Origin of the sequence: Martinezella paranaensis (assembly GCF_014200235.1) — a bacterium.
GTDB lineage: Bacteria > Pseudomonadota > Alphaproteobacteria > Rhizobiales > Rhizobiaceae > Rhizobium > Rhizobium paranaense.
In genome coordinates this window covers 223,590-240,450 of record NZ_JACHBI010000010.1, presented here as the reverse complement: position 1 = coordinate 240,450, position 16,861 = coordinate 223,590, and the positions used below count along the sequence as shown (strand labels likewise).

The 16,861-nt window shown below is 58.2% G+C and carries 19 protein-coding genes; 7 read left to right on the top strand and 12 right to left on the bottom strand.

All coding sequences use genetic code 11. The annotated features are described in order from the left end of the window. Nucleotides 1–273: 273 nt before the first annotated feature. On the bottom strand, nucleotides 274–981 hold the full coding sequence (locus GGD50_RS23165; RefSeq protein ID WP_183939770.1) for a hypothetical protein: 708 nt from the start codon (nucleotides 979–981) through the stop codon (nucleotides 274–276). 306 nt (nucleotides 982–1,287) lie between these two features. Here GGD50_RS23165 and GGD50_RS23160 point away from each other — a divergent pair, with 306 nt between their 5' ends. Together GGD50_RS23160 and GGD50_RS23155 are read left to right on the top strand one after the other, a co-directional pair. Then, a complete protein-coding gene (locus GGD50_RS23160; protein WP_183939768.1) occupies nucleotides 1,288–2,712 on the top strand; it encodes a sensor histidine kinase in 1,425 nt (474 codons plus the stop codon). Then, nucleotides 2,709–3,356 (top strand): response regulator, encoded by a 648-nt coding sequence (locus tag GGD50_RS23155; RefSeq protein WP_183939766.1) that lies wholly within the window; start codon nucleotides 2,709–2,711, stop codon nucleotides 3,354–3,356. The genes GGD50_RS23160 and GGD50_RS23155 overlap by 4 nt, the downstream gene beginning before the upstream one ends. A 95-nt stretch (nucleotides 3,357–3,451) precedes the next feature. Here the strand turns inward: GGD50_RS23155 and GGD50_RS23150 are convergent, their stop codons facing one another. After that, nucleotides 3,452–3,946, bottom strand: coding sequence for a hypothetical protein (locus tag GGD50_RS23150; protein WP_183939765.1), 495 nt, complete (start codon nucleotides 3,944–3,946; stop codon nucleotides 3,452–3,454). A gap of 490 nt (nucleotides 3,947–4,436) precedes the next feature. On the opposite strand from GGD50_RS23150, the gene GGD50_RS23145 reads away from it, so the two are divergent. After that, nucleotides 4,437–4,862, top strand: coding sequence for a hypothetical protein (locus GGD50_RS23145; protein ID WP_183939763.1), 426 nt, complete (start codon nucleotides 4,437–4,439; stop codon nucleotides 4,860–4,862). 23 nt (nucleotides 4,863–4,885) lie between these two features. On the opposite strand, the gene GGD50_RS23140 is transcribed toward GGD50_RS23145, so the two are convergent. From GGD50_RS23140 to GGD50_RS23120, 5 genes are all read right to left on the bottom strand, one after another. Then, a complete protein-coding gene (locus GGD50_RS23140; RefSeq protein ID WP_183939760.1) occupies nucleotides 4,886–5,341 on the bottom strand; it encodes a thiol-disulfide oxidoreductase DCC family protein in 456 nt (151 codons plus the stop codon). Between the two features lie 104 nt (nucleotides 5,342–5,445). Next, nucleotides 5,446–6,000, bottom strand: coding sequence for a DoxX family protein (locus tag GGD50_RS23135; protein WP_183939758.1), 555 nt, complete (start codon nucleotides 5,998–6,000; stop codon nucleotides 5,446–5,448). Continuing rightward, complete coding sequence (locus GGD50_RS23130) at nucleotides 5,984–6,799, bottom strand: HvfC/BufC N-terminal domain-containing protein (RefSeq protein ID WP_183939756.1); 816 nt, start codon at nucleotides 6,797–6,799, stop codon at nucleotides 5,984–5,986. The genes GGD50_RS23135 and GGD50_RS23130 overlap by 17 nt, the downstream gene beginning before the upstream one ends. Next, nucleotides 6,786–7,712, bottom strand: a complete 927-nt coding sequence (gene bufB, locus GGD50_RS23125; protein WP_183939755.1) for an MNIO family bufferin maturase — start codon at nucleotides 7,710–7,712, stop codon at nucleotides 6,786–6,788. Before bufB ends, GGD50_RS23130 begins: the two co-directional genes overlap by 14 nt. A gap of 33 nt (nucleotides 7,713–7,745) precedes the next feature. Then, nucleotides 7,746–8,060 (bottom strand): BufA1 family periplasmic bufferin-type metallophore, encoded by a 315-nt coding sequence (locus tag GGD50_RS23120; RefSeq protein ID WP_028751990.1) that lies wholly within the window; start codon nucleotides 8,058–8,060, stop codon nucleotides 7,746–7,748. 366 nt (nucleotides 8,061–8,426) lie between these two features. Here GGD50_RS23120 and GGD50_RS23115 point away from each other — a divergent pair, with 366 nt between their 5' ends. After that, nucleotides 8,427–10,244, top strand: a complete 1,818-nt coding sequence (locus GGD50_RS23115; protein WP_183939753.1) for a methyl-accepting chemotaxis protein — start codon at nucleotides 8,427–8,429, stop codon at nucleotides 10,242–10,244. A 107-nt stretch (nucleotides 10,245–10,351) separates the two neighbouring features. Here the strand turns inward: GGD50_RS23115 and GGD50_RS23110 are convergent, their stop codons facing one another. Then, nucleotides 10,352–10,876 (bottom strand): DUF992 domain-containing protein, encoded by a 525-nt coding sequence (locus GGD50_RS23110; protein WP_183939751.1) that lies wholly within the window; start codon nucleotides 10,874–10,876, stop codon nucleotides 10,352–10,354. Between the two features lie 200 nt (nucleotides 10,877–11,076). Between GGD50_RS23110 and GGD50_RS23105 the strand changes: the two genes are divergently transcribed. Continuing rightward, nucleotides 11,077–11,742: an alpha/beta hydrolase family protein gene (locus GGD50_RS23105; RefSeq protein WP_183939749.1), complete on the top strand. Its 666-nt coding sequence runs from the start codon at nucleotides 11,077–11,079 to the stop codon at nucleotides 11,740–11,742. Nucleotides 11,743–11,773: 31 nt separating this feature from the next. On the opposite strand, the gene GGD50_RS23100 is transcribed toward GGD50_RS23105, so the two are convergent. Beyond that, nucleotides 11,774–13,606 (bottom strand): methyl-accepting chemotaxis protein, encoded by a 1,833-nt coding sequence (locus GGD50_RS23100; RefSeq protein WP_183939747.1) that lies wholly within the window; start codon nucleotides 13,604–13,606, stop codon nucleotides 11,774–11,776. Between the two features lie 169 nt (nucleotides 13,607–13,775). Further along, entirely contained in the window at nucleotides 13,776–14,054 is a 279-nt protein-coding gene (locus GGD50_RS23095) for a hypothetical protein (protein ID WP_183939745.1), read from the bottom strand. A gap of 113 nt (nucleotides 14,055–14,167) precedes the next feature. On the opposite strand from GGD50_RS23095, the gene GGD50_RS23090 reads away from it, so the two are divergent. Both GGD50_RS23090 and GGD50_RS23085 read left to right on the top strand, forming a co-directional pair. Beyond that, the gene (locus GGD50_RS23090; RefSeq protein ID WP_183939819.1) at nucleotides 14,168–15,190 is read left to right on the top strand and encodes an LLM class flavin-dependent oxidoreductase; all 1,023 of its coding nucleotides are present in this window, start codon (nucleotides 14,168–14,170) and stop codon (nucleotides 15,188–15,190) included. Between the two features lie 146 nt (nucleotides 15,191–15,336). Further along, on the top strand, nucleotides 15,337–15,624 hold the full coding sequence (locus GGD50_RS23085) for a hypothetical protein (protein ID WP_183939743.1): 288 nt from the start codon (nucleotides 15,337–15,339) through the stop codon (nucleotides 15,622–15,624). Between the two features lie 87 nt (nucleotides 15,625–15,711). Here GGD50_RS23085 and GGD50_RS23080 read toward each other — a convergent pair whose 3' ends face one another. Both GGD50_RS23080 and GGD50_RS23075 read right to left on the bottom strand, forming a co-directional pair. After that, complete coding sequence (locus GGD50_RS23080) at nucleotides 15,712–16,047, bottom strand: hypothetical protein (RefSeq protein WP_183939741.1); 336 nt, start codon at nucleotides 16,045–16,047, stop codon at nucleotides 15,712–15,714. A gap of 311 nt (nucleotides 16,048–16,358) precedes the next feature. Beyond that, the gene (locus GGD50_RS23075; RefSeq protein WP_210318949.1) at nucleotides 16,359–16,832 is read right to left on the bottom strand and encodes a DUF4334 domain-containing protein; all 474 of its coding nucleotides are present in this window, start codon (nucleotides 16,830–16,832) and stop codon (nucleotides 16,359–16,361) included. Between the last annotated feature and the right edge of the window lie 29 nt (nucleotides 16,833–16,861).

The following is a 16,861-nucleotide window of genomic DNA, read 5'->3' as shown; positions in this document are numbered from 1 at the left end:
AAGCGGCTCGCACATGGCGAAAACCACATCCCCTCCATTTCGCAGCGCAAAATGCCGGTCCTTAAACCGGCCAATCGCGAACGAGCGTAGAAGCATGCCGAACAAGATGTGTCTTAAAAAAATGACAGGCAAGTGACGTAGCGCCAAGCTCAGGCAATATCGGCTACATCAGGCAATAAAACAGCGACCAACACGATTGGCGGCGTGTTGGTCGCTCGTAGCAGGGGGTGCTTCCGGTTGGGGGGGCCTTTTCACACCCGCTGCAACTATCGATCAATCAGCGGGGTCTGTTGCGTCGTCATCGGATGGCGCAACAGTCGACCTTTCCAGCGCATCGCGAACCTGATCGATCTTTCCAACGGCGGGGCCGACGCCCAGGATGTCCTTAGCCTCGGCCAGCGTTTGGTCGGTTACAACGCCGGTCTTCGAAGACTGAGCCAGAGCCGAACGAAGCGCTTCGTCGCTGAGGGCCGGGTCCGTTGGGACGGCATTGATTCCATTCTTGAGTTCGAACTCGGCATAATCCATGACGTAGGCTCTGATAGCCGCCATCTTCGGATCCTTGGAATTCATATAGGCGTGATAGTTCCTCTTGAGGGAATTGAGGCTACCAAGCTCTGACGCCTGCGTTTTGACCTTGGTTACGCTGTGCTTCTCAAGCTTCTCATTAGCAGCCGCGGACTTCGAGATGTGATTCGTATGCTTGGCGTGGCCGACATCGGTATCCGTGTCTCCGTCCACATCAGTGCTGGTTGAATTTGTGTCGTCAGACGACTTGGCATGACTAGAATTGGCGCTGCCGTGGCTCCCACTATTGCCGTTTCCATTGCCGCCACCGTTGCCATTTCCATTTCCGCCGCCGTTTCCGTTGCCGCCCTTGGCATAAGCGATGCCTGCCAGACCCAGAGCAGCGCCACCGACCGGAGCGACCGCCAGCGTCAGGGCGACCATTGTCGTTCCGAAGACTGATCCGAATTTCATGTGCCTCTTCCTTTCATTCCAGACCTGCGCCCTTCCGGTGCCATGCGACCGCGACGCAGGACGAACAATGATGCTGCTCGCCACAATATTGCTGGAAAAGAAAGTTTCCACTCGGGTCAGACCAATGCGACCGGCGGTCGGACCTTAGACTTATCGCTGGTCGCCAAAAGTCTCATCGGTTTCAAAGCGGCTTGAGGTGCGTCAATCCTCAGACCTGCCGGTGAGATGAACCAACAGCCATTTGACGCGCGGCCTGGCTACGATAGGTATGCGGTATTGAGTGGTGATCGCTGAAAGTAGCCAGACATGCAGACGAGCCTCAAATCAATGCTGTCCCCGGTTCGTTTAATCGCCGGCTGGAATTCTCAATCACTGGCGAAACAATTTCTCCTGATCGGCGGTTTGGTGTCCGCCTGCGCGATGCTCGTCGTGGGCGCCTTCGTCACCAACCTCATCGAGGAGGCCGTCACGCGCAACTCCGCTGCCAGCACAGCGCTTTATGTCGATAGCGTCATTGCCCCCCTGCTTCCGGATATGCAGAAGACGGTGGTTCTGGACGATACGGTGACGCACGCCCTCGACGAAACGCTCGGAGAAGGTGCGCTTGGCAGCCGCCTCATGTCCTTTCGCCTCTGGCGCAATGACGGCACCATTCTTTATTCCAACGACAAAAACCTCATGGGCAAGCAGTTCCCGCTCAGCAATGATCTGAAGACAGCATTTGCCGGCAAGATGGTGGCGCAGTTCAATCAACTCGACGATGTCGAAAGCGTCGCCGAGCGCAACAGCGGTAAGCCGCTTCTGGAGATCTACAACCCGGTCCTCCAACCCTGGTCGGGCAAGGTCGTGGCCGTTTCCGAATTTTATGAGGTCGCGTACGACTTCGAGCGGAGCCTGAACCAGGCGCGATTCAGAAGCTGGATGGCTGTTGCCTTGTTCACGCTGACGTTCTTCCTCGTTCTTTCCATTATCGTCCTTCGCGGCAGCCGAACGATTGAAAGCCAGCGCAGCGCATTGAAAGCGCGCATCGGCGAGCTATCGTCGCTTCTACAGCAGAACGAAATTTTGCACGCCCGCGTTCAAAGAGCTTCTCAACGCGCCGCCGCCCTCAACGAGAGCTATCTCCGGCGCATCGGCGCCGATCTGCATGACGGGCCCGCCCAGCTCATTGCCTATGCGTCACTGCGATTGGACAGCGAAGCCCTGGTTCATCCGGCCACGCCGGCGCAGGAACGAGAGCGGTCGCTTGCGGCCATCAAATCAAGCTTGGACGATGCGATGGCGGACATCAGAAGCATCTGCAGCGGGCTGGTGCTGCCGCATATCGAGTCGGCAAACCTGACCGAACTATTGCAGCGCGCCGTCCGCGCCCATGAGCAACGAACCGGCGTCACGGTCCGCTTATCTGTTTCCGGCACGACACAAGAGCTTTCGACATCTGCCAAGATATGTATATACCGCTTCATTCAAGAAGCGCTGAACAACGGCTACCGTCACGGTGAAGGCGCAGCACAGCAAGTGAAACAAACAATCGACGGCGAGCAGATCAAGATCGCAGTATCGGACGAGGGACCCGGCTTCGATCCAGCCTATATACCGCCAAGCAGTATCGGTTTGGCTGGACTGAGAGAACGGGTAGAAAGTCTCGGCGGCGTTTTCGAATTGAGGTCTTCCGAAAACGGCACCGTGGTTCAAATGTCGCTGAACGCAATGGAAATGGAGCAGGTATGACGATGGCAATCAGTCTCGCGGTGGTCGATGATCATCCGTTGTTCCGCGAAGGGGTCATCCGCAGCCTTGCCGAGATCGGGGGCTTTGCGATCGTTGGCGAAGGCAGCACAAGGGAAGATGCGATTCGAATAGCCGAAGACGAGCGTCCGGACGTCTTGTTGTTGGATATCTCCATGCCTGGTGGTGGCCTGGACGCACTATCGTTGATTCTCGAACGGGCGCCCGATCAGAAGGTCGTGATGCTGACGGTTTCCGAGGCCAGCGACGATGTGACGGCAGCTCTGAAAAACGGGGCGAAGGGATATGTGCTGAAGGGTGTAGGCTCGCGATCGCTGGCAGATATCCTTCGCACGGTTGCCTCGGGAGAAAGCTATGTCGCCCCTACTCTTTCCGCTCGCCTGATCTCTGGCGACGGTAACGCCTCCTTGCGAAAAGCGGATCTTCTTCGCGATCTGACGGGCCGGGAAAGCGAGGTCCTTCAGCTCGTCGCATCCGGATTGAGCAACAAGCACATCGGCCTGAAGCTCGATCTTCACGAGAAGACGGTCAAGCATCATATGACGCAGATTTTCGCGAAACTGGGCGTTGCAAACCGAACAGAGGCTGCGATGGCTTTTCGGGATGCGCTTGACGAGCGTGGTTAGAGCGCCATGCGTTCATTTGAACGCACAAAGGTCATTCTAATTCTTTGAATTTAACCATCTTTTCCGCTTGCAGGGTGACCTGAAAGCCGGATGTTCTAGTGGAGGAAAGACCGCAGCCTTTGCTGATCGGCCGTGGTCGCACTGCGATTGATGATCGTGCGCCCCTTCGAATCCTTCATGACATAACGACCATTTGCTATTTCTTCACTCATGCCGTCGTCGTGATGCACTGCCATCGATGCATCGTTCGCATCTGCAGAGTCGTCCGTGTCGCTTTGTGTGGCACTCTTTCCGTTGGCTTTGCCATTGCTATTTCCACCGGCATTGCCATTGCTGCCGCCATTCCCGCTATTGCCGCCGCTGTTACCGTTCCCGCCGCCGTTGCCGTTGCCATTACCGCCGCCGTTGCCGTTACCCCCGCCGTTGCCATTGCCTCCGCCATTGCCATTACCGCCGCTTTTTGCATCGGCAGTTTGCGCGACAAGTCCGATGGAAGATCCACGAATCGCGACGGTGTAAGGCGTCGCGACAAGCGCCAGCGTAAACGAAACGCCGAGAAGAACGGCGATCGACTTTCCGCGAAAAGACATAGCTGGCCTCCTACACGTTTAGGGAATCGACACTGCGCGAAATAGACCGTTCAGCCACCAGATTCAAAACAGCCTTCACCACGACACATCAGATCGTTTCTGTGCGGGAGCCGTCAACCATAGTCTCGGCAAAAACGCAAATCTTGGACTTTTGCAATTCCGGCTAAGACCTTGGTCCTGCTCGCCATCGGACGAAGGTCGCAAGGCCGAATCGACTGAAGCCTCAATCACAACGAGCGCCATTGAAAGAGCGCCCGCCCTGCCCTTACTACTACCTGGAAGCTAGTCGGCACGCCGGACGAAGGCATGGGGGAAAATGTCTTTTCGTCACGTCCGACTGCAGACGGGGATGGAAATGGGGAAGCTCTCGCAGGCACGTTCGCCGACTCACTTGTTTTGATCACAGTCATCGCAGCGACGGGGAGTACGCGTGGCGCCACGCAATGGTCTCGGACAGAGCCGGCATAGAAACTACCGCCGGCTGTTCTGATTGATTTCGACCTGGCCCGATATGAAAGGCATGAAAATGGAAGCGCAGTGGAAGATGTACCTGGATCAGGCGAAGCCACCCGGCGCGATTGCCGATTTTTCAGCCGCCGCTTTCGTCCTTCAGGTGGCGATGAATCTCCGTATCTCCCTAAGCTTTGTCCAGGCGACCCCTGAATGCCATTACCTCTTTGAGCGCGTTATGGCATCTGCCGAAACATATGGCCTTGCGAGAGAGGCAGGTTCGGCACTCGCATTTACCAATGCGGAGAAAGTTCTGGCGGACGCCGTAGCGCTTCTCGCCATCGAACTGCAACATTGCTCTCCGGCTTTGCGCGTTGTTGATGCATCCGTGACCCCAATGCATCCCGCCGCAGCGTCTCAGCCGATAACCATCGACAGAAATCCTTTCGGACAAGCGTCGCTGTAGCCTCATCGCGGGCGGCAAGACCGCTATTCGATGACGCGCGCCCGCAACTCCTTGGATGGCACAAGGCAGGTCTCGTTTCTGCCGAAAAGGCGGTATCTGTTCTTAGCGATCAGATCGTAAGCCGCGTTGGCCAGCCGTCGCGGCAAAACATTCACCACCGCAAGCAGGCTCCAAGGAAAACCGAGGCACCGCATAGCTGTGGCAAACGAGTCCATCTTCGTGTGCAGGACGCCGTCTACGATCAACAAGTTGGTCGAAAAATCCGTCGGATCGAGGCCGTAGTGCCGATAAAGCGCCTGCCCGAGCGGAGACTGTGCGGCCGTGAACAGGAAGCGGCCGGAAGGGTCGTGCGCGAAGATAAAGCGGATGAACGATGAACAGAAAATGCACTCGTGGTCGAAAACGATAAGACCCTTGTCTTGATCGTGAGGCGGCACGTTCGGGTCATTTCTGAAACTGTATGAGGCAAATTCGGTCATTGGCAACGTATCTCCGAAGCACAATGAACGTCGCGTTACCTTTTGCGTCAAGTGAAAGCTGTCGCAATCATCAAGCGCACGTCATTTCGGCAAGACCTGGTACCTCAAGTCCCATGACCACTTTCTGCGGGCGAGATCGTCCGGAGAGGTGCATCCAACCCTAAAAATCGCCGGACAAGATAATCCAAGGACAAACGTCCCGGTCCCCAGGCCATGATGCCGAGCGCCATCGCCGCCCAGGTGATATGAACGGGCCATCCATCGGGAACGGTCAGTTCCACGATAGCCGTCATCGCGAGAAGACCAGTCGCGGCAAAGCGCGTGGCAAGGCCGAGCACCAGAAGCGTCGAAAATACGACCTCCCCGGAACCAGACAGGAATGCCATCACCGCTGGCGCGGGATAGGGGTATGGCCCGCCCGGAAGATGCAGCATGAATTCGTCCGTGAAGAGCTCGACGGCCGTATCGCTCAACTGCAGAAACCCATCCCATTTGAGAATGCCGGAACGCCAAAATGGCACCGCCAGCCCGACACGCAGGACGAGTTGCACTAGGGATGGCTGCGCGATCATCTGTATCAGCCAGCTTGCCTTTTCGACCAATCCAACGATCGACGCAAACGGCTTGTTCACGGCTGCAGTTTCAATCGTTTTCGACATGGGAATTCTCCACGTAAACTTCAGTAAAAGCGCCGGCCTCGATCATCTCTGTGACCATGCCTGCAAGATCGAAGGCGGAATTGACGTCCAGCGCCGTAGCCGCAGCCGCCCCGAGAGCGCCGCCATCGGCAAGGCAGAGGAGGAATGCCGCTCCCCCGGGCGGCAGCAAGCGGACCACGACCTCAAGTTCCGGCCGCGTGATCAACGCGTCCTCGGGAACGATATGCTCGATGCGCTCCACCGGATCGGAGCCGCGGTTGGCGGCAAAGATCATCACGGCCGGAAATCTGGAGGAGAGAATTCTCGTCGCCGGATGGACGCGAAACCGAAGTTCGGGCAACGCCCCCGACGCTACGCACGCGAGATCATCTGCCGAAATGACCGGGCAATCGGTCGCATGGTAGGCATCTAACCAGGCTCGCTCCAAGCGCGCGACATCGCCCAACCAAGGCATCGACTGGGCATATTCGTAGGCATCGATAAAAGCGGGGAAGTCGTGGCCATATTCGAACAAAAGCGGTGACGTCGGCGGCGTCTCTCGAATGTGAAATCGCGCCATCGCCCGAAAGAAATCCGGTCCCGTTATGCGCTGGGTCGCGGGAAAAATCGCGGCCAGCGCCTCGATCAGGCTTACGGTGACGTTGTTGCGGTAGACGTTGTAGCGCTTGTCGGCGGCCTTCCCATGCGGGCCGACCACCGAAGCCGGCGTTTGCTGTTCGGGATCCAGCAGCGGTTTGGAAAAACTCGAAGCGAATGACGGGTCGCCGCGCCCGATGGACAGGACGTCAGCGGGCCGCATGAGATTTTCCTACCGTCTGTGATTGCCGATCGAGGATTGCCTGCGCTGCGACCGCCTCGGCGCGCAAGACCGGCCAATCGGGGATTTTGCTGTCCCATTCGACCAGCGAGGGAACCCCGCCGCAGTGGCCGATGACGATCTCGTAGAGACGCCAGACCGCGTCCGCGACAGGTCCATCGTGACTGTCGATCAGCAGCTGCTCGCCCTCATCATCCGTCTGCTCCGCATGGCCTGCGAGATGGATTTCACCGACTTTCGTCAAGGGAAAGTCAGCAAGATAGTCCAGCGCGGAATAGCCGTGGTTCGTGGCCGAAACAAAGACATTGTTGATGTCGAGCAAAAGACCGCAACCAGTCCGCTTTGCAATCTCGCCCATGAAATCCGTTTCGCTCATCGAGGATTCGGCGAAAAGTACGTAAGTCGATGGATTTTCCAGCAGAATGGGACGTCCGATCGCCGTCTGCATCTCGTCGATGTGATCGCAGACATGCATGAGCGTGGCACTCGTATAAGGCAGGGGCAGCAGATCGTTCAGATAGGTGTTCTCGTGGGTCGACCATGCCAGGTGCTCGGATACGAGCGCGGGCTCATATCTGATCACCAGCTCGCGAAAACGCCGCAGATGGTCCTTGTTCAGCGATTGCGGCCCACCGAGGGACATGCAAACGCCATGGAGCGAGATCGGATGATCCCGGCGCACGAGTTCGAGCGCGTGATGAGGAGGGCCGCCGGCGCCCATGTAGTTCTCGGCATGAATTTCGAAAAACCCTTGTGGTCCGTTTTCGGCAAGTATGGCCGACAGATGTTCCGGCTTGAAGCTCGTGCCGGCCAAGCCGTGAACAGGATAGGAGGGAAAGCGGAGATCCGCACTCGCTTTACCGACAGGCGCGACGGTTCGATTGTGGGCGTTCATCGTGTTTTCTCCGCTTTCCGATAGCTGGGTCGATCAGAGGTCGCGCTTGAGCGGCATCAACGAGCCGTGGCGGCCGCCGGGAATGTCGAGCGAGGCGCAGGTGCCGCCCTGCACAAACTTCCAGGAATTGCCCTGGAAATCGACGGTCGACGTACCTTGGCAGGTGGTTCCCGGACCGGCGGCACAATCGTTTTGGCCCTTCAGTGCGACACCGTAGCACTTCTCCTTGTGAGCCGCGACGGCAGCACTGGCTTCAGCCTTCGTCAGCGGTGCGGCGGCGGCCATGGACGCAAGCGCCGTCGTAACCGCACCGGCGAGCAGGACAGAACTCACAGTAGCTTTCAACATGAACTATCTCCATTTGGGTTCGTTGACGCCCCTGTCTTCGGGGCACGTCAGATACTCGTTCGGGAAGGGAGATTCGTTACAGCCGAGATTGTCACGAACGCGTGATTGCCAACGCATCGGGCCAAGCGTGAGTGGCCGTCATGAAGGAACTGAGATTGACCGCGGCCGCTCAGCGAATATTAGCTGCCATAGGATCGATTGAAATGATGAATTAAAGTTTTCTTAGCCAAATCAAGCCTTTTTCAATCCCGCCGGTAGCAGCATGTCATTTTCAGCAGCAGTAGATTCGCCTGGTTGCACCTGGGCGATCGCACAGGCGGGATCAAACCGCGCCGGGCTCACTGATCTATCCTGTTGCGAGGCGCCATGAAAAATCTGAAAATTTCAAGTCAGCTTATATTGCTCGTCACCGGGCTTATGGTCGCTTTCGCTGCGGCTACCTATCTGCAAATCCGCTCTTCTGCGGACTCCATTTACAATGAACGCTATGAAATGCTTCGCACGCAGGTCGAATCCGGCATCTCCGTCCTGAAATTCTATTATGATCAGGAAAAGGCCGGCGAACTGACCGAAGAGCAGGCGAAGGCACAGGCCTTTGCCGCCGTCAACGCCATCAGATACACCCCGGACGGCTATCTCTTCGGTTACGACTACGACATCAACATGGTCTTCCACTATGACGCGTCGAAGGTCGGTAAAAGCCTGAAGGGACAACCCGATCCGAAGGGCCACTACTATCGTGAGGAACTGGTCAAGCTCGGCCAGCAGGGTGGCGGCCTTACCGATTTCTATGCCAGCAAACCCGGGCAGCCGACCGCCGACGCCACTTACCGCAAGACCGCCTATGCCCGCGCCTTCGAACCTTGGAAGGTCGTCGTCATTACCGGCGTCTATATGGACGACCTGGACGCGCTGGTCCGCGAGAAGATCTGGATGACCTTGTGGTCGAGCCTCGTGCTCTTTGCCGCTGCACTCGGCGCGGCCTTCGTCGTCATCCGCGGCATCTCGAAGCCCCTGACCGAGGTTCACGCCGCCCTCAAGGCCGTGGCCGACGAGGATGTCAGGGTTGCGATCCCGCATGCCGAGATGCGTAACGAAATCGGCCTGATGGCCAAGGCCACCCAGGCGCTCCAGAAAAAAATTCGCGAGCGCCATACAATGGCCGCGCGTCAGGCGGCGCAGGAAGAGGCGATCAACGCCGAGCGCCAACAGAACCTGCGTCAGCAGCAAGATGAGGCGCATGAACAGGCGCGTGTCGTTTCCACCATTGGCCAGGCGCTCGAAGCGCTGGCCGCGGGCGACCTGACCATACGCTGCGGCGATATCGGCATCGGCTATGCCGGCCTGCGCAACAACTTCAACGAGGCGCTGTCGCATCTGGAAGCCGCCATGGGCCGGGTCAATGCCAAGGGCAATGACATCGGCGTTTCCAAGGAAGAGATCCGCCGCGCCTCCAACGAGCTGTCGCAGCGCACCGAACGCCAGGCCGCCAGCCTCGAGGAAACCTCGGCGGCGCTGGACGAACTGACCGTCGCCGTGCGCCAGACCGCCGAAGGCGCCCATGAGGCGAGCAAACGCGTGCATGCCGTCTCGACCGAAGCCTCGCGCAGCGACGCCGTCGTCGCCCAGGCGATCGATGCGATGAGCGGCATCGAAAAGTCATCGGAAGAGATCAGCAAGATCATCGGCGTCATCGACGAGATCGCCTTCCAGACCAACCTTCTGGCGCTGAATGCCGGCGTCGAGGCGGCCCGTGCCGGCGAATCCGGCAAGGGTTTTGCCGTCGTTGCCCAGGAAGTGCGCGAACTGGCGCAGCGTTCTGCCGCCGCCGCCAAGGAGATCAAGGACCAGATCGCACGCTCCTCCGGCCAGGTCGACCAGGGTGTCCGCCTCGTCGGCGAGGCCGGCGAAGCGCTGAAGCGCATCTCCGACCAGATCAAGGCGGCCAACGAGATCGTCTCGAAGATCGCCCACAGCGCCTCCGAACAGGATACGACGCTGCGCTCGATCTCGTCTTCGATGAACCAGCTCGACGCCGCCACGCAGCAGAATGCCGCCATGGCGGAAGAGACGACGGCATCGGCCGAAACGCTCGCTGCCGACACCGAGGACCTGCTCGGTCTCATCCGCGGCTTCCGCGTCAACGACGGCCGTCCGGTTGCCCAGAACCGCCGCGCCGCCTAAAGCGGGAATGCAACAGCTATCTCGAACCGCCGGGCATAAACCCGGCGGTTTTTCTTTATCTGGAGGTCGCGGCTATCCTCGCCCCGGCGAATGTCTTCCTCAAGGCACTATTTGGCTGGGCGCAATTGCAGCCTCGACACGCCGGCAGCGACGTTAAGCCCCGTTCCTGCCTCGCCACTCAGCGGCTGCAGGCCGAAATTTTTCGAAGTCCCGCCGACGAGTGCGTTTGCCCCCAAACCGACGCCCACGGCAGCGCCGGCAGATGCACCGACATAATCACCGGCCAAAGCGCCCTCTCCGGCGCGGGTTGGTTGGATACTGTAGACAACCCAGCTCAGATAGGACTTGCCTGTCACGCCGATGTCGACGCCGAGCTTACCGATTGAGCCAACATAATGCTCTGACGGACCCGAACTCCGCTTGAACCGGCAATCGACGGCCTTATTGGAGCCAATAATCATACCGACGCCTCCCGCAACCTGGCAGGACAGGGTGCCAAGACGTTCCTTAGGCCCCCTCGCGGCCTCTTCCTTGTGGGGGTGCTTTTGCGGATGATGCGCCGTTGCCGCATTGGCGGCAGGAACGGCGAGCCCGAGCGAAACTGCGGTGACAATAAGAGCAAGCTTTTTCATAAGGTTTCCTCCTTGACCATTCGCACTTCCCTCAACGCACTGGACTGAAGTTCGTTCGAACCGAAGAGAGATTCCTTGGAGGCGCAAAACGAACGTCGATAACACTACGCTCTTTGGCCGGAACTTTCTCGTGAATGATCGACCCGGATTTTGCCAGAGCGCGATTGCCAAACTCGGGAGGTTGGGCGAAGACTAGCCGCATGACAACCGCAAACGACACGTTTCTTCTTCAAGGTCCGGAAGACGCCGAGATCACCATTCTCCTCGCCCACGGCGCGGGTGCACCGATGGATTCGGCCTCGATGAACGCAGTCGCCGGCGCCCTGGCGGAGCGCAATTTTCGTGTCGCTCGTTTCGAGTTCGCCTATATGGCTGGCCGGCGCAGTTCCGGTTTGCGGAAACCTGCGCCCAAGGCGGAAACACTGAAGAGTGAATATCTGGCGGCGATCGCCGCACTCGGCGCTACCGGTCCACTCATTATCGGCGGCAAATCGATGGGCGGCCGCGTGGCAAGCATGATCGCCGATGGCCTCTACGAAGACGGCAACATCGCCGGATTGCTATGTCTGGGTTACCCCTTCCATCCGCCGGACAAACCCGAAAATCTACGCACAGCGCACCTAGCCGGATTAAAGACCCCGACCTTGATCTGTCAGGGCACGCGAGATCAATTCGGCACTCGCGAGGAAGTGGCCCACTATGTGCTGTCGGACGCCATTGACATAGTCTGGCTCGAAGATGGCGATCATGACCTGAAGCCGCGCAAGGCAGTTTCAGGTCTGACGGCCGCCGACCATCTGAGGACGGTCGGCGAGACCGTGCGGGCTTGGAGCGACCGCCTTCGAGATAAAAAAACAGCCGGCTGAGCCTTGACGATACCTGTGGAGGAGAAGGCGGCTATGCCGCCATCTCGTGCCTCGTGCGACGCTGAGCGACGGGTTGCATCGCGGCCGCCTGCAGCTTGAACTGAGCGACGAGATCGCGAAGCTTGGCCGCTTCCTGAGCAAGGCTGGCCGACGCGGCCGTGGATTGTTCGACCATTGCCGCGTTCTGCTGTGTTGTCTGATCCATGGAATTGATCGCGACATTCACTTCGGCAAGCCCGGTCGACTGCTCCTTAGCGGAGGTGGCGATTGCGTTCATGTGCTGACTGATGCCGGCGATTTGTCCGCTGATGGTCTTTAGAGCCTGGCCCGTATCAAGCACCAGCTTCACGCCGCTTTCGACCTCGGCAGAGGACTTTTGAATATGTCCTTTGATTTCCTTCGCGGCTTGAGCCGATCTTTGTGCGAGTTCACGCACTTCCTGGGCAACGACGGCAAAACCCTTGCCGGCTTCACCGGCGCGCGCGGCTTCGACGCCGGCGTTCAGCGCCAGGAGGTTTGTCTGGAAGGCGATTTCGTCGATAACACCGATAATACTGGAAATCTGTTCTGCAGAAGCCTCGATACGGCGCATCGCTTCTTCCGCATGCGACACCACTTCAGCGGACTTTGCGGCGCTATCGTTCGCTTTTGTCGCCTCGGCACGGGCCTCGTCGGTGCGCTTGCTCGAATTCGACACATTGACGGTGATCTGATCGAGTGCCGCGGCAGTCTCTTCAAGCGACGCCGCCTGCTGCTCGGTTCGTCTGGAAAGGTCGTTGGCGCCCGATGCAATCTCCCTGGTGCCGTCATCGATCGCTGTGATTGCCGTTGAGATAGCGCCGAGCGTATCTCCGAGCTGTTTCACCGAGGTGTTGAAATCGTGTCGAAGGCTCTCGAATTCGGGCGAGAAGGGAACATCGATCTGGAAGGCAAGATCGCCGGCCGCGAGCCTTTTCAACCCGGCACCGAGGTCCGACGTGACAGCACGCAGGCGCGCGCCTGCATCTTCATCGGCCTGCTTTCGTGCCGCGATGCGGTCGACTTCGGCTTCCGCGCGAGCTGCCTCGGCCTGTTGTTCGAGCTGCTTGTTGGAAATTGCAGCCCTGCGGAAGACTTCCACCGCCGATGCCATGGTTCCGATTTCATCTGAACGACCGGCACCTGCAGAGGTAATGTTGGTGTCGCCACCGGCAAGTTTCTCCATATCGCTGGAGAGTGCAAGCATCGGCTTGGTGACTGTCTTCTGAGTCAGCAGGTAGAGGCTGATCGAGAACAGTGCGGTCAACCCGAGAAGCACTTTCAAAAGCGTGTCGACAAGAGCTTGCGTTTCGGCACTGCGTTTTGTGATGTCTTCGGAGACCGCATTGATCTGATCCCCGGCCTGTTCCATCACAGTTTCCAGCGCGGAAAACTGCTTCATAAATTCGGGCAGTGATTTCATGGCCGCCGACTGATCCTTGAGAGCAAGGTCGACTATCTTCGTGGCGCTGTCTATATAGGCAAGAAGCGGCGGCTCGATGTCGGCAACCACGCGCTGCGTGGCCGCATCGGTTGCGAGCGCTTTGTTGGCCGCTATCATCTCCCGGAATGACGTTTCATGTTCCGCCAAATCCGCCTTCACAGTGTCGGCCGCCAGACCTGCCGCCGGGTTGGATGCCAGCAGAGCTGCAAGCACGTCCGCGCGAAGCGCGTCATGCATCATATCGGCCTGCATATGGTTGCGAAGCACTTGTGCGGAATGGCCAACTTCGGCGTTGTTTCCAGACAGGGTGGATGCCGACCATATGCCAACGCCCGTCGCGCCGCCTGCCAGCGCGAAAATTGCGACGCTTGCAATGATGATTTTATGCTGAATTGACGCCATGGGTACCCTCCCCGAAAAAATCGAATACGAGGATACACAAAACATGCTTAATTTTTTGTCATTTGCCAATTTGTTTTGAATTCGGCTTACGGTAGAAAGACAAATACTGCCAGTATCGCAAAATCATCCAAAATATTAGTTTAGACTCAAGTATAAGGGATGCGCGCCCCTAAAACCGTCGCTCGATGATTTTCCGGTCAACCAGCCTGAGGCTGCGATCCGGCTGGATGATATAGGTTTCGTAGACATCATCTCCCCACTGATCGGTGAAACGGTGCGGAACCTGGCTTCCAATGGGGGATTTCGTGAGCTTCATCCTCGGCTGGCCGCCATAGGTGATGCTTCCCGGAATCGGCTTCAATGAAAAGCTGCCTGTATGAGACGTGCTCGTCTGATCGCATGAGCAAGTGATCAGACCAATCGTTGCAAGAAGGATGATGCGCCGCATGACTGACTCCCATATCATAATCTCTTGCTGCCACATCGGCACCGACCCTGTATCTCGACCCGGAATTGTGCCAAGAGGTAGCTACGCAAGTCACATTTTAAGGCTACATGACGATGAAGAAAATCGGCTTCCTATCGTTTGGGCATTGGACGCCCTCGCCCCAATCGCAGACGCGGTCGGCATCCGACGCACTTCTGCAATCTATTGAGCTCGCCGTCGCGGCTGAGGAACTGGGCGCCGACGGGGCGTATTTTCGCGTCCATCATTTCGCCCGCCAGCTTGGCTCGCCGTTCCCGCTGCTGGCGGCCGTTGGCGCGAAGACCAGCCGTATCGAGATCGGCACGGCGGTCATCGACATGCGTTACGAGAATCCGCTCTATATGGCCGAGGATGCCGGTGCCGCCGATATCATCGCCGGCGGACGCCTGCAGCTCGGCATTAGCCGCGGTTCTCCCGAGCAGGTCATCGATGGATGGCGCCACTTTGGCTACGCGCCGGCCGATGGCGAGACTGAGTCTGAGATGGCCCGGCGCCATGCCGAGGTCCTGCTCGACGTGTTGCGCGGCGAAGGTTTCGCCCAGCCCAATCCACGGCCGATGTTTCCAAACCCGCCCGGCCTTCTGCGCATCGAGCCGCATTCCGAAGGTCTGCGCGATCGGATCTGGTGGGGCGCCAGCTCGAACGCCACCGCAACTTGGGCGGCAAAGCTGGGGATGAACCTGCAGAGTTCCACGCTTAAGGACGACGAGACGGGGCTTCCGTTCCATATCCAGCAGGCCGACCAGATCAGAGTGTTTCGCGAAGCATGGAAGGCGGCAGGCCATAAGCGCGAGCCGCGGGTGTCGGTCAGCCGCAGCATCTTCGCACTCGTGAACGAGCGCGACCGCGCCTATTTCGGGGACGGCAACCAGAATGAAGACAAGATCGGCTTTATCGACGAGAAGACCCGGGCAATCTTCGGTCGCAGCTACGCCGCAGAGCCGGATAAACTCATCGAGCAACTGGCAAAGGACGAAGCCATTGCCGAGGCCGACACGCTGCTACTCACCGTTCCCAACCAGCTCGGCGTGGAGTACAACGCGCATGTTATCGAAGCGATCCTGACTCACGTCGCGCCTGCCCTTGGCTGGCGCTGAAGCCGCTCGGCAAGGCTTTACTCCTCGGCAATTGCCTCTTGGGCGGCTTGTCAGCCATTACAGCCTGCTGTTGGACTGAAGTCCTATATTGGAACCATGTCCCTCCTCAATCGTTGCCTAAATATGCAATTAAGGAGGATAAGCATATGCGCAATGCAATCATCGGATGCGCAATGGCGGTTCTTGCTATGGGTTCCGTTACTGTGCCTGCATTTGCAGAAGACATCGTAATTGGCGGCCCGTCATACGATGACGGCTACTATCACCATCGCAACCGCGCGGGCGTGATCATCAGCGATCACGGCATTGCGGTCGGTAGGGTTCATCGCGAGCGCTACTATGACTATGACCGCAACCGCTGCTATACCAGAACCATTACCCGCATGAATGAAGACGGCGACCGGATAACCAAGACGATCCGGCGTTGCGACTAACCATAAAAAAGGCCCGGCATCCCATGCCGGGCCTTTTTTCCTGTGCCGGCCGATACATCGGCGCGCGATGAGATCGCGATCCGCCTGCTAGTTGAGAGCAGGGCAACCCGGTCGATTGGCGAAAATCATGCGGTCGGGGCCACCGTCGTTCCAACCGCGGACGACGATGCGCCGTCCATTCATTTGAACGGAATCGATGCGTCGGAAACCTTCTTCACGAGCAGCTCGCATAAGTTCGCGCCGGCCACAGCCACCGCGGTCCCAATCCCCGCGCGGACGACCCCAGTCCTGATCTTGGTGATCCCAACGCGGCGGGCCGTTATCGTCGTCGTAATATTGCGCCATGGCGACCGAAGGCAGCAATTGCACTGCGGCCATTGCGACCATCGCAATGCAAGAAATTCCTGTGAAACGTCCAAACATCTTTCGCTTCCTCCTATGTCGGCGATATCGACGGGGATCATACAGCACTTACCTGAATGCCACCCGAACGAGCTATTCATCTAGTCACTTTGATCACGGGGCATACTTAGCCCCTTCATCCGGTGTCAAGCTGGAACCATGAAAGTGACCAATTCTATGCCCGTTAAGAAGCTAAATAGCGCAGGCATTTGCGGAGAACACCCATATGCTGCCAAGTGGTGCGGCGCACCAGCCGATAGGGCTGTCGCGAAACCCGCCATTGACGCTACCGGCGATGGGCCGATTGCCGAAGGCGGACCAGGTCTTGCGTCCTAAGACTTTGTCTTTGCACGCGTGAGGATGAAAAAATAATGCCGACTATCTCCCTCGACAGCCATGACGCCGAGAAGCCGGTCATCGTCAATCCTGCGGAAATGATCGGTGATCGGCTGCCTGTCATATACCATTGCCGCGCTCGTCTTGCCCCTGAAGGACATTAATCTGAGAGAGGCAACGGGCCCCTTTGCTCGCCACATTTTCCGCAGGGACGAAAACAAGCTGCGCGCGACTCTGGTCCGTCCGAAACGATGGAAGCGAAGAGCAAGCTTCAGAGGAATCATCGACGGATCGATCGCCACAAGCCGATGAGGTCCTGCCGCAAACAGCAGAGCGTCGGCTCTGAGATCGGTCGTGAAGCGTTTGCCGTACCATCCAAGATTTTCCAGAACGCCGTCCAGAGGATGTTCGGATGCCACACCGTGACCTTGCCAAAGACCGGCAAGCTCGGTGGCCGACGTCACGCCCAGACTATCGAAATAGTCAAAGGCTTCGGCCT

Excerpts from the sequence above, each read along its gene's own strand:
- GGD50_RS23105 (WP_183939749.1), top strand. The coding sequence starts at position 11,077 with ATGACAACCGCAAACGACACGTTTCTTCTTCAAGGTCCGGAAGACGCC.
- GGD50_RS23165 (WP_183939770.1), bottom strand. The coding sequence starts at position 981 with ATGAAATTCGGATCAGTCTTCGGAACGACAATGGTCGCCCTGACGCTG.
- GGD50_RS23110 (WP_183939751.1), bottom strand. The coding sequence starts at position 10,876 with ATGAAAAAGCTTGCTCTTATTGTCACCGCAGTTTCGCTCGGGCTCGCC.
- GGD50_RS23085 (WP_183939743.1), top strand. The coding sequence starts at position 15,337 with ATGCGCAATGCAATCATCGGATGCGCAATGGCGGTTCTTGCTATGGGT.
- GGD50_RS23130 (WP_183939756.1), bottom strand. The coding sequence starts at position 6,799 with ATGCGGCCCGCTGACGTCCTGTCCATCGGGCGCGGCGACCCGTCATTC.
- GGD50_RS23160 (WP_183939768.1), top strand. The coding sequence starts at position 1,288 with ATGCAGACGAGCCTCAAATCAATGCTGTCCCCGGTTCGTTTAATCGCC.
- GGD50_RS23115 (WP_183939753.1), top strand. The coding sequence starts at position 8,427 with ATGAAAAATCTGAAAATTTCAAGTCAGCTTATATTGCTCGTCACCGGG.
- GGD50_RS23140 (WP_183939760.1), bottom strand. The coding sequence starts at position 5,341 with ATGACCGAATTTGCCTCATACAGTTTCAGAAATGACCCGAACGTGCCG.
- GGD50_RS23120 (WP_028751990.1), bottom strand. The coding sequence starts at position 8,060 with ATGTTGAAAGCTACTGTGAGTTCTGTCCTGCTCGCCGGTGCGGTTACG.
- GGD50_RS23080 (WP_183939741.1), bottom strand. The coding sequence starts at position 16,047 with ATGTTTGGACGTTTCACAGGAATTTCTTGCATTGCGATGGTCGCAATG.
- GGD50_RS23095 (WP_183939745.1), bottom strand. The coding sequence starts at position 14,054 with ATGCGGCGCATCATCCTTCTTGCAACGATTGGTCTGATCACTTGCTCA.
- GGD50_RS23150 (WP_183939765.1), bottom strand. The coding sequence starts at position 3,946 with ATGTCTTTTCGCGGAAAGTCGATCGCCGTTCTTCTCGGCGTTTCGTTT.
- GGD50_RS23155 (WP_183939766.1), top strand. The coding sequence starts at position 2,709 with ATGACGATGGCAATCAGTCTCGCGGTGGTCGATGATCATCCGTTGTTC.
- GGD50_RS23090 (WP_183939819.1), top strand. The coding sequence starts at position 14,168 with ATGAAGAAAATCGGCTTCCTATCGTTTGGGCATTGGACGCCCTCGCCC.
- GGD50_RS23135 (WP_183939758.1), bottom strand. The coding sequence starts at position 6,000 with ATGTCGAAAACGATTGAAACTGCAGCCGTGAACAAGCCGTTTGCGTCG.
- GGD50_RS23100 (WP_183939747.1), bottom strand. The coding sequence starts at position 13,606 with ATGGCGTCAATTCAGCATAAAATCATCATTGCAAGCGTCGCAATTTTC.
- bufB (WP_183939755.1), bottom strand. The coding sequence starts at position 7,712 with ATGAACGCCCACAATCGAACCGTCGCGCCTGTCGGTAAAGCGAGTGCG.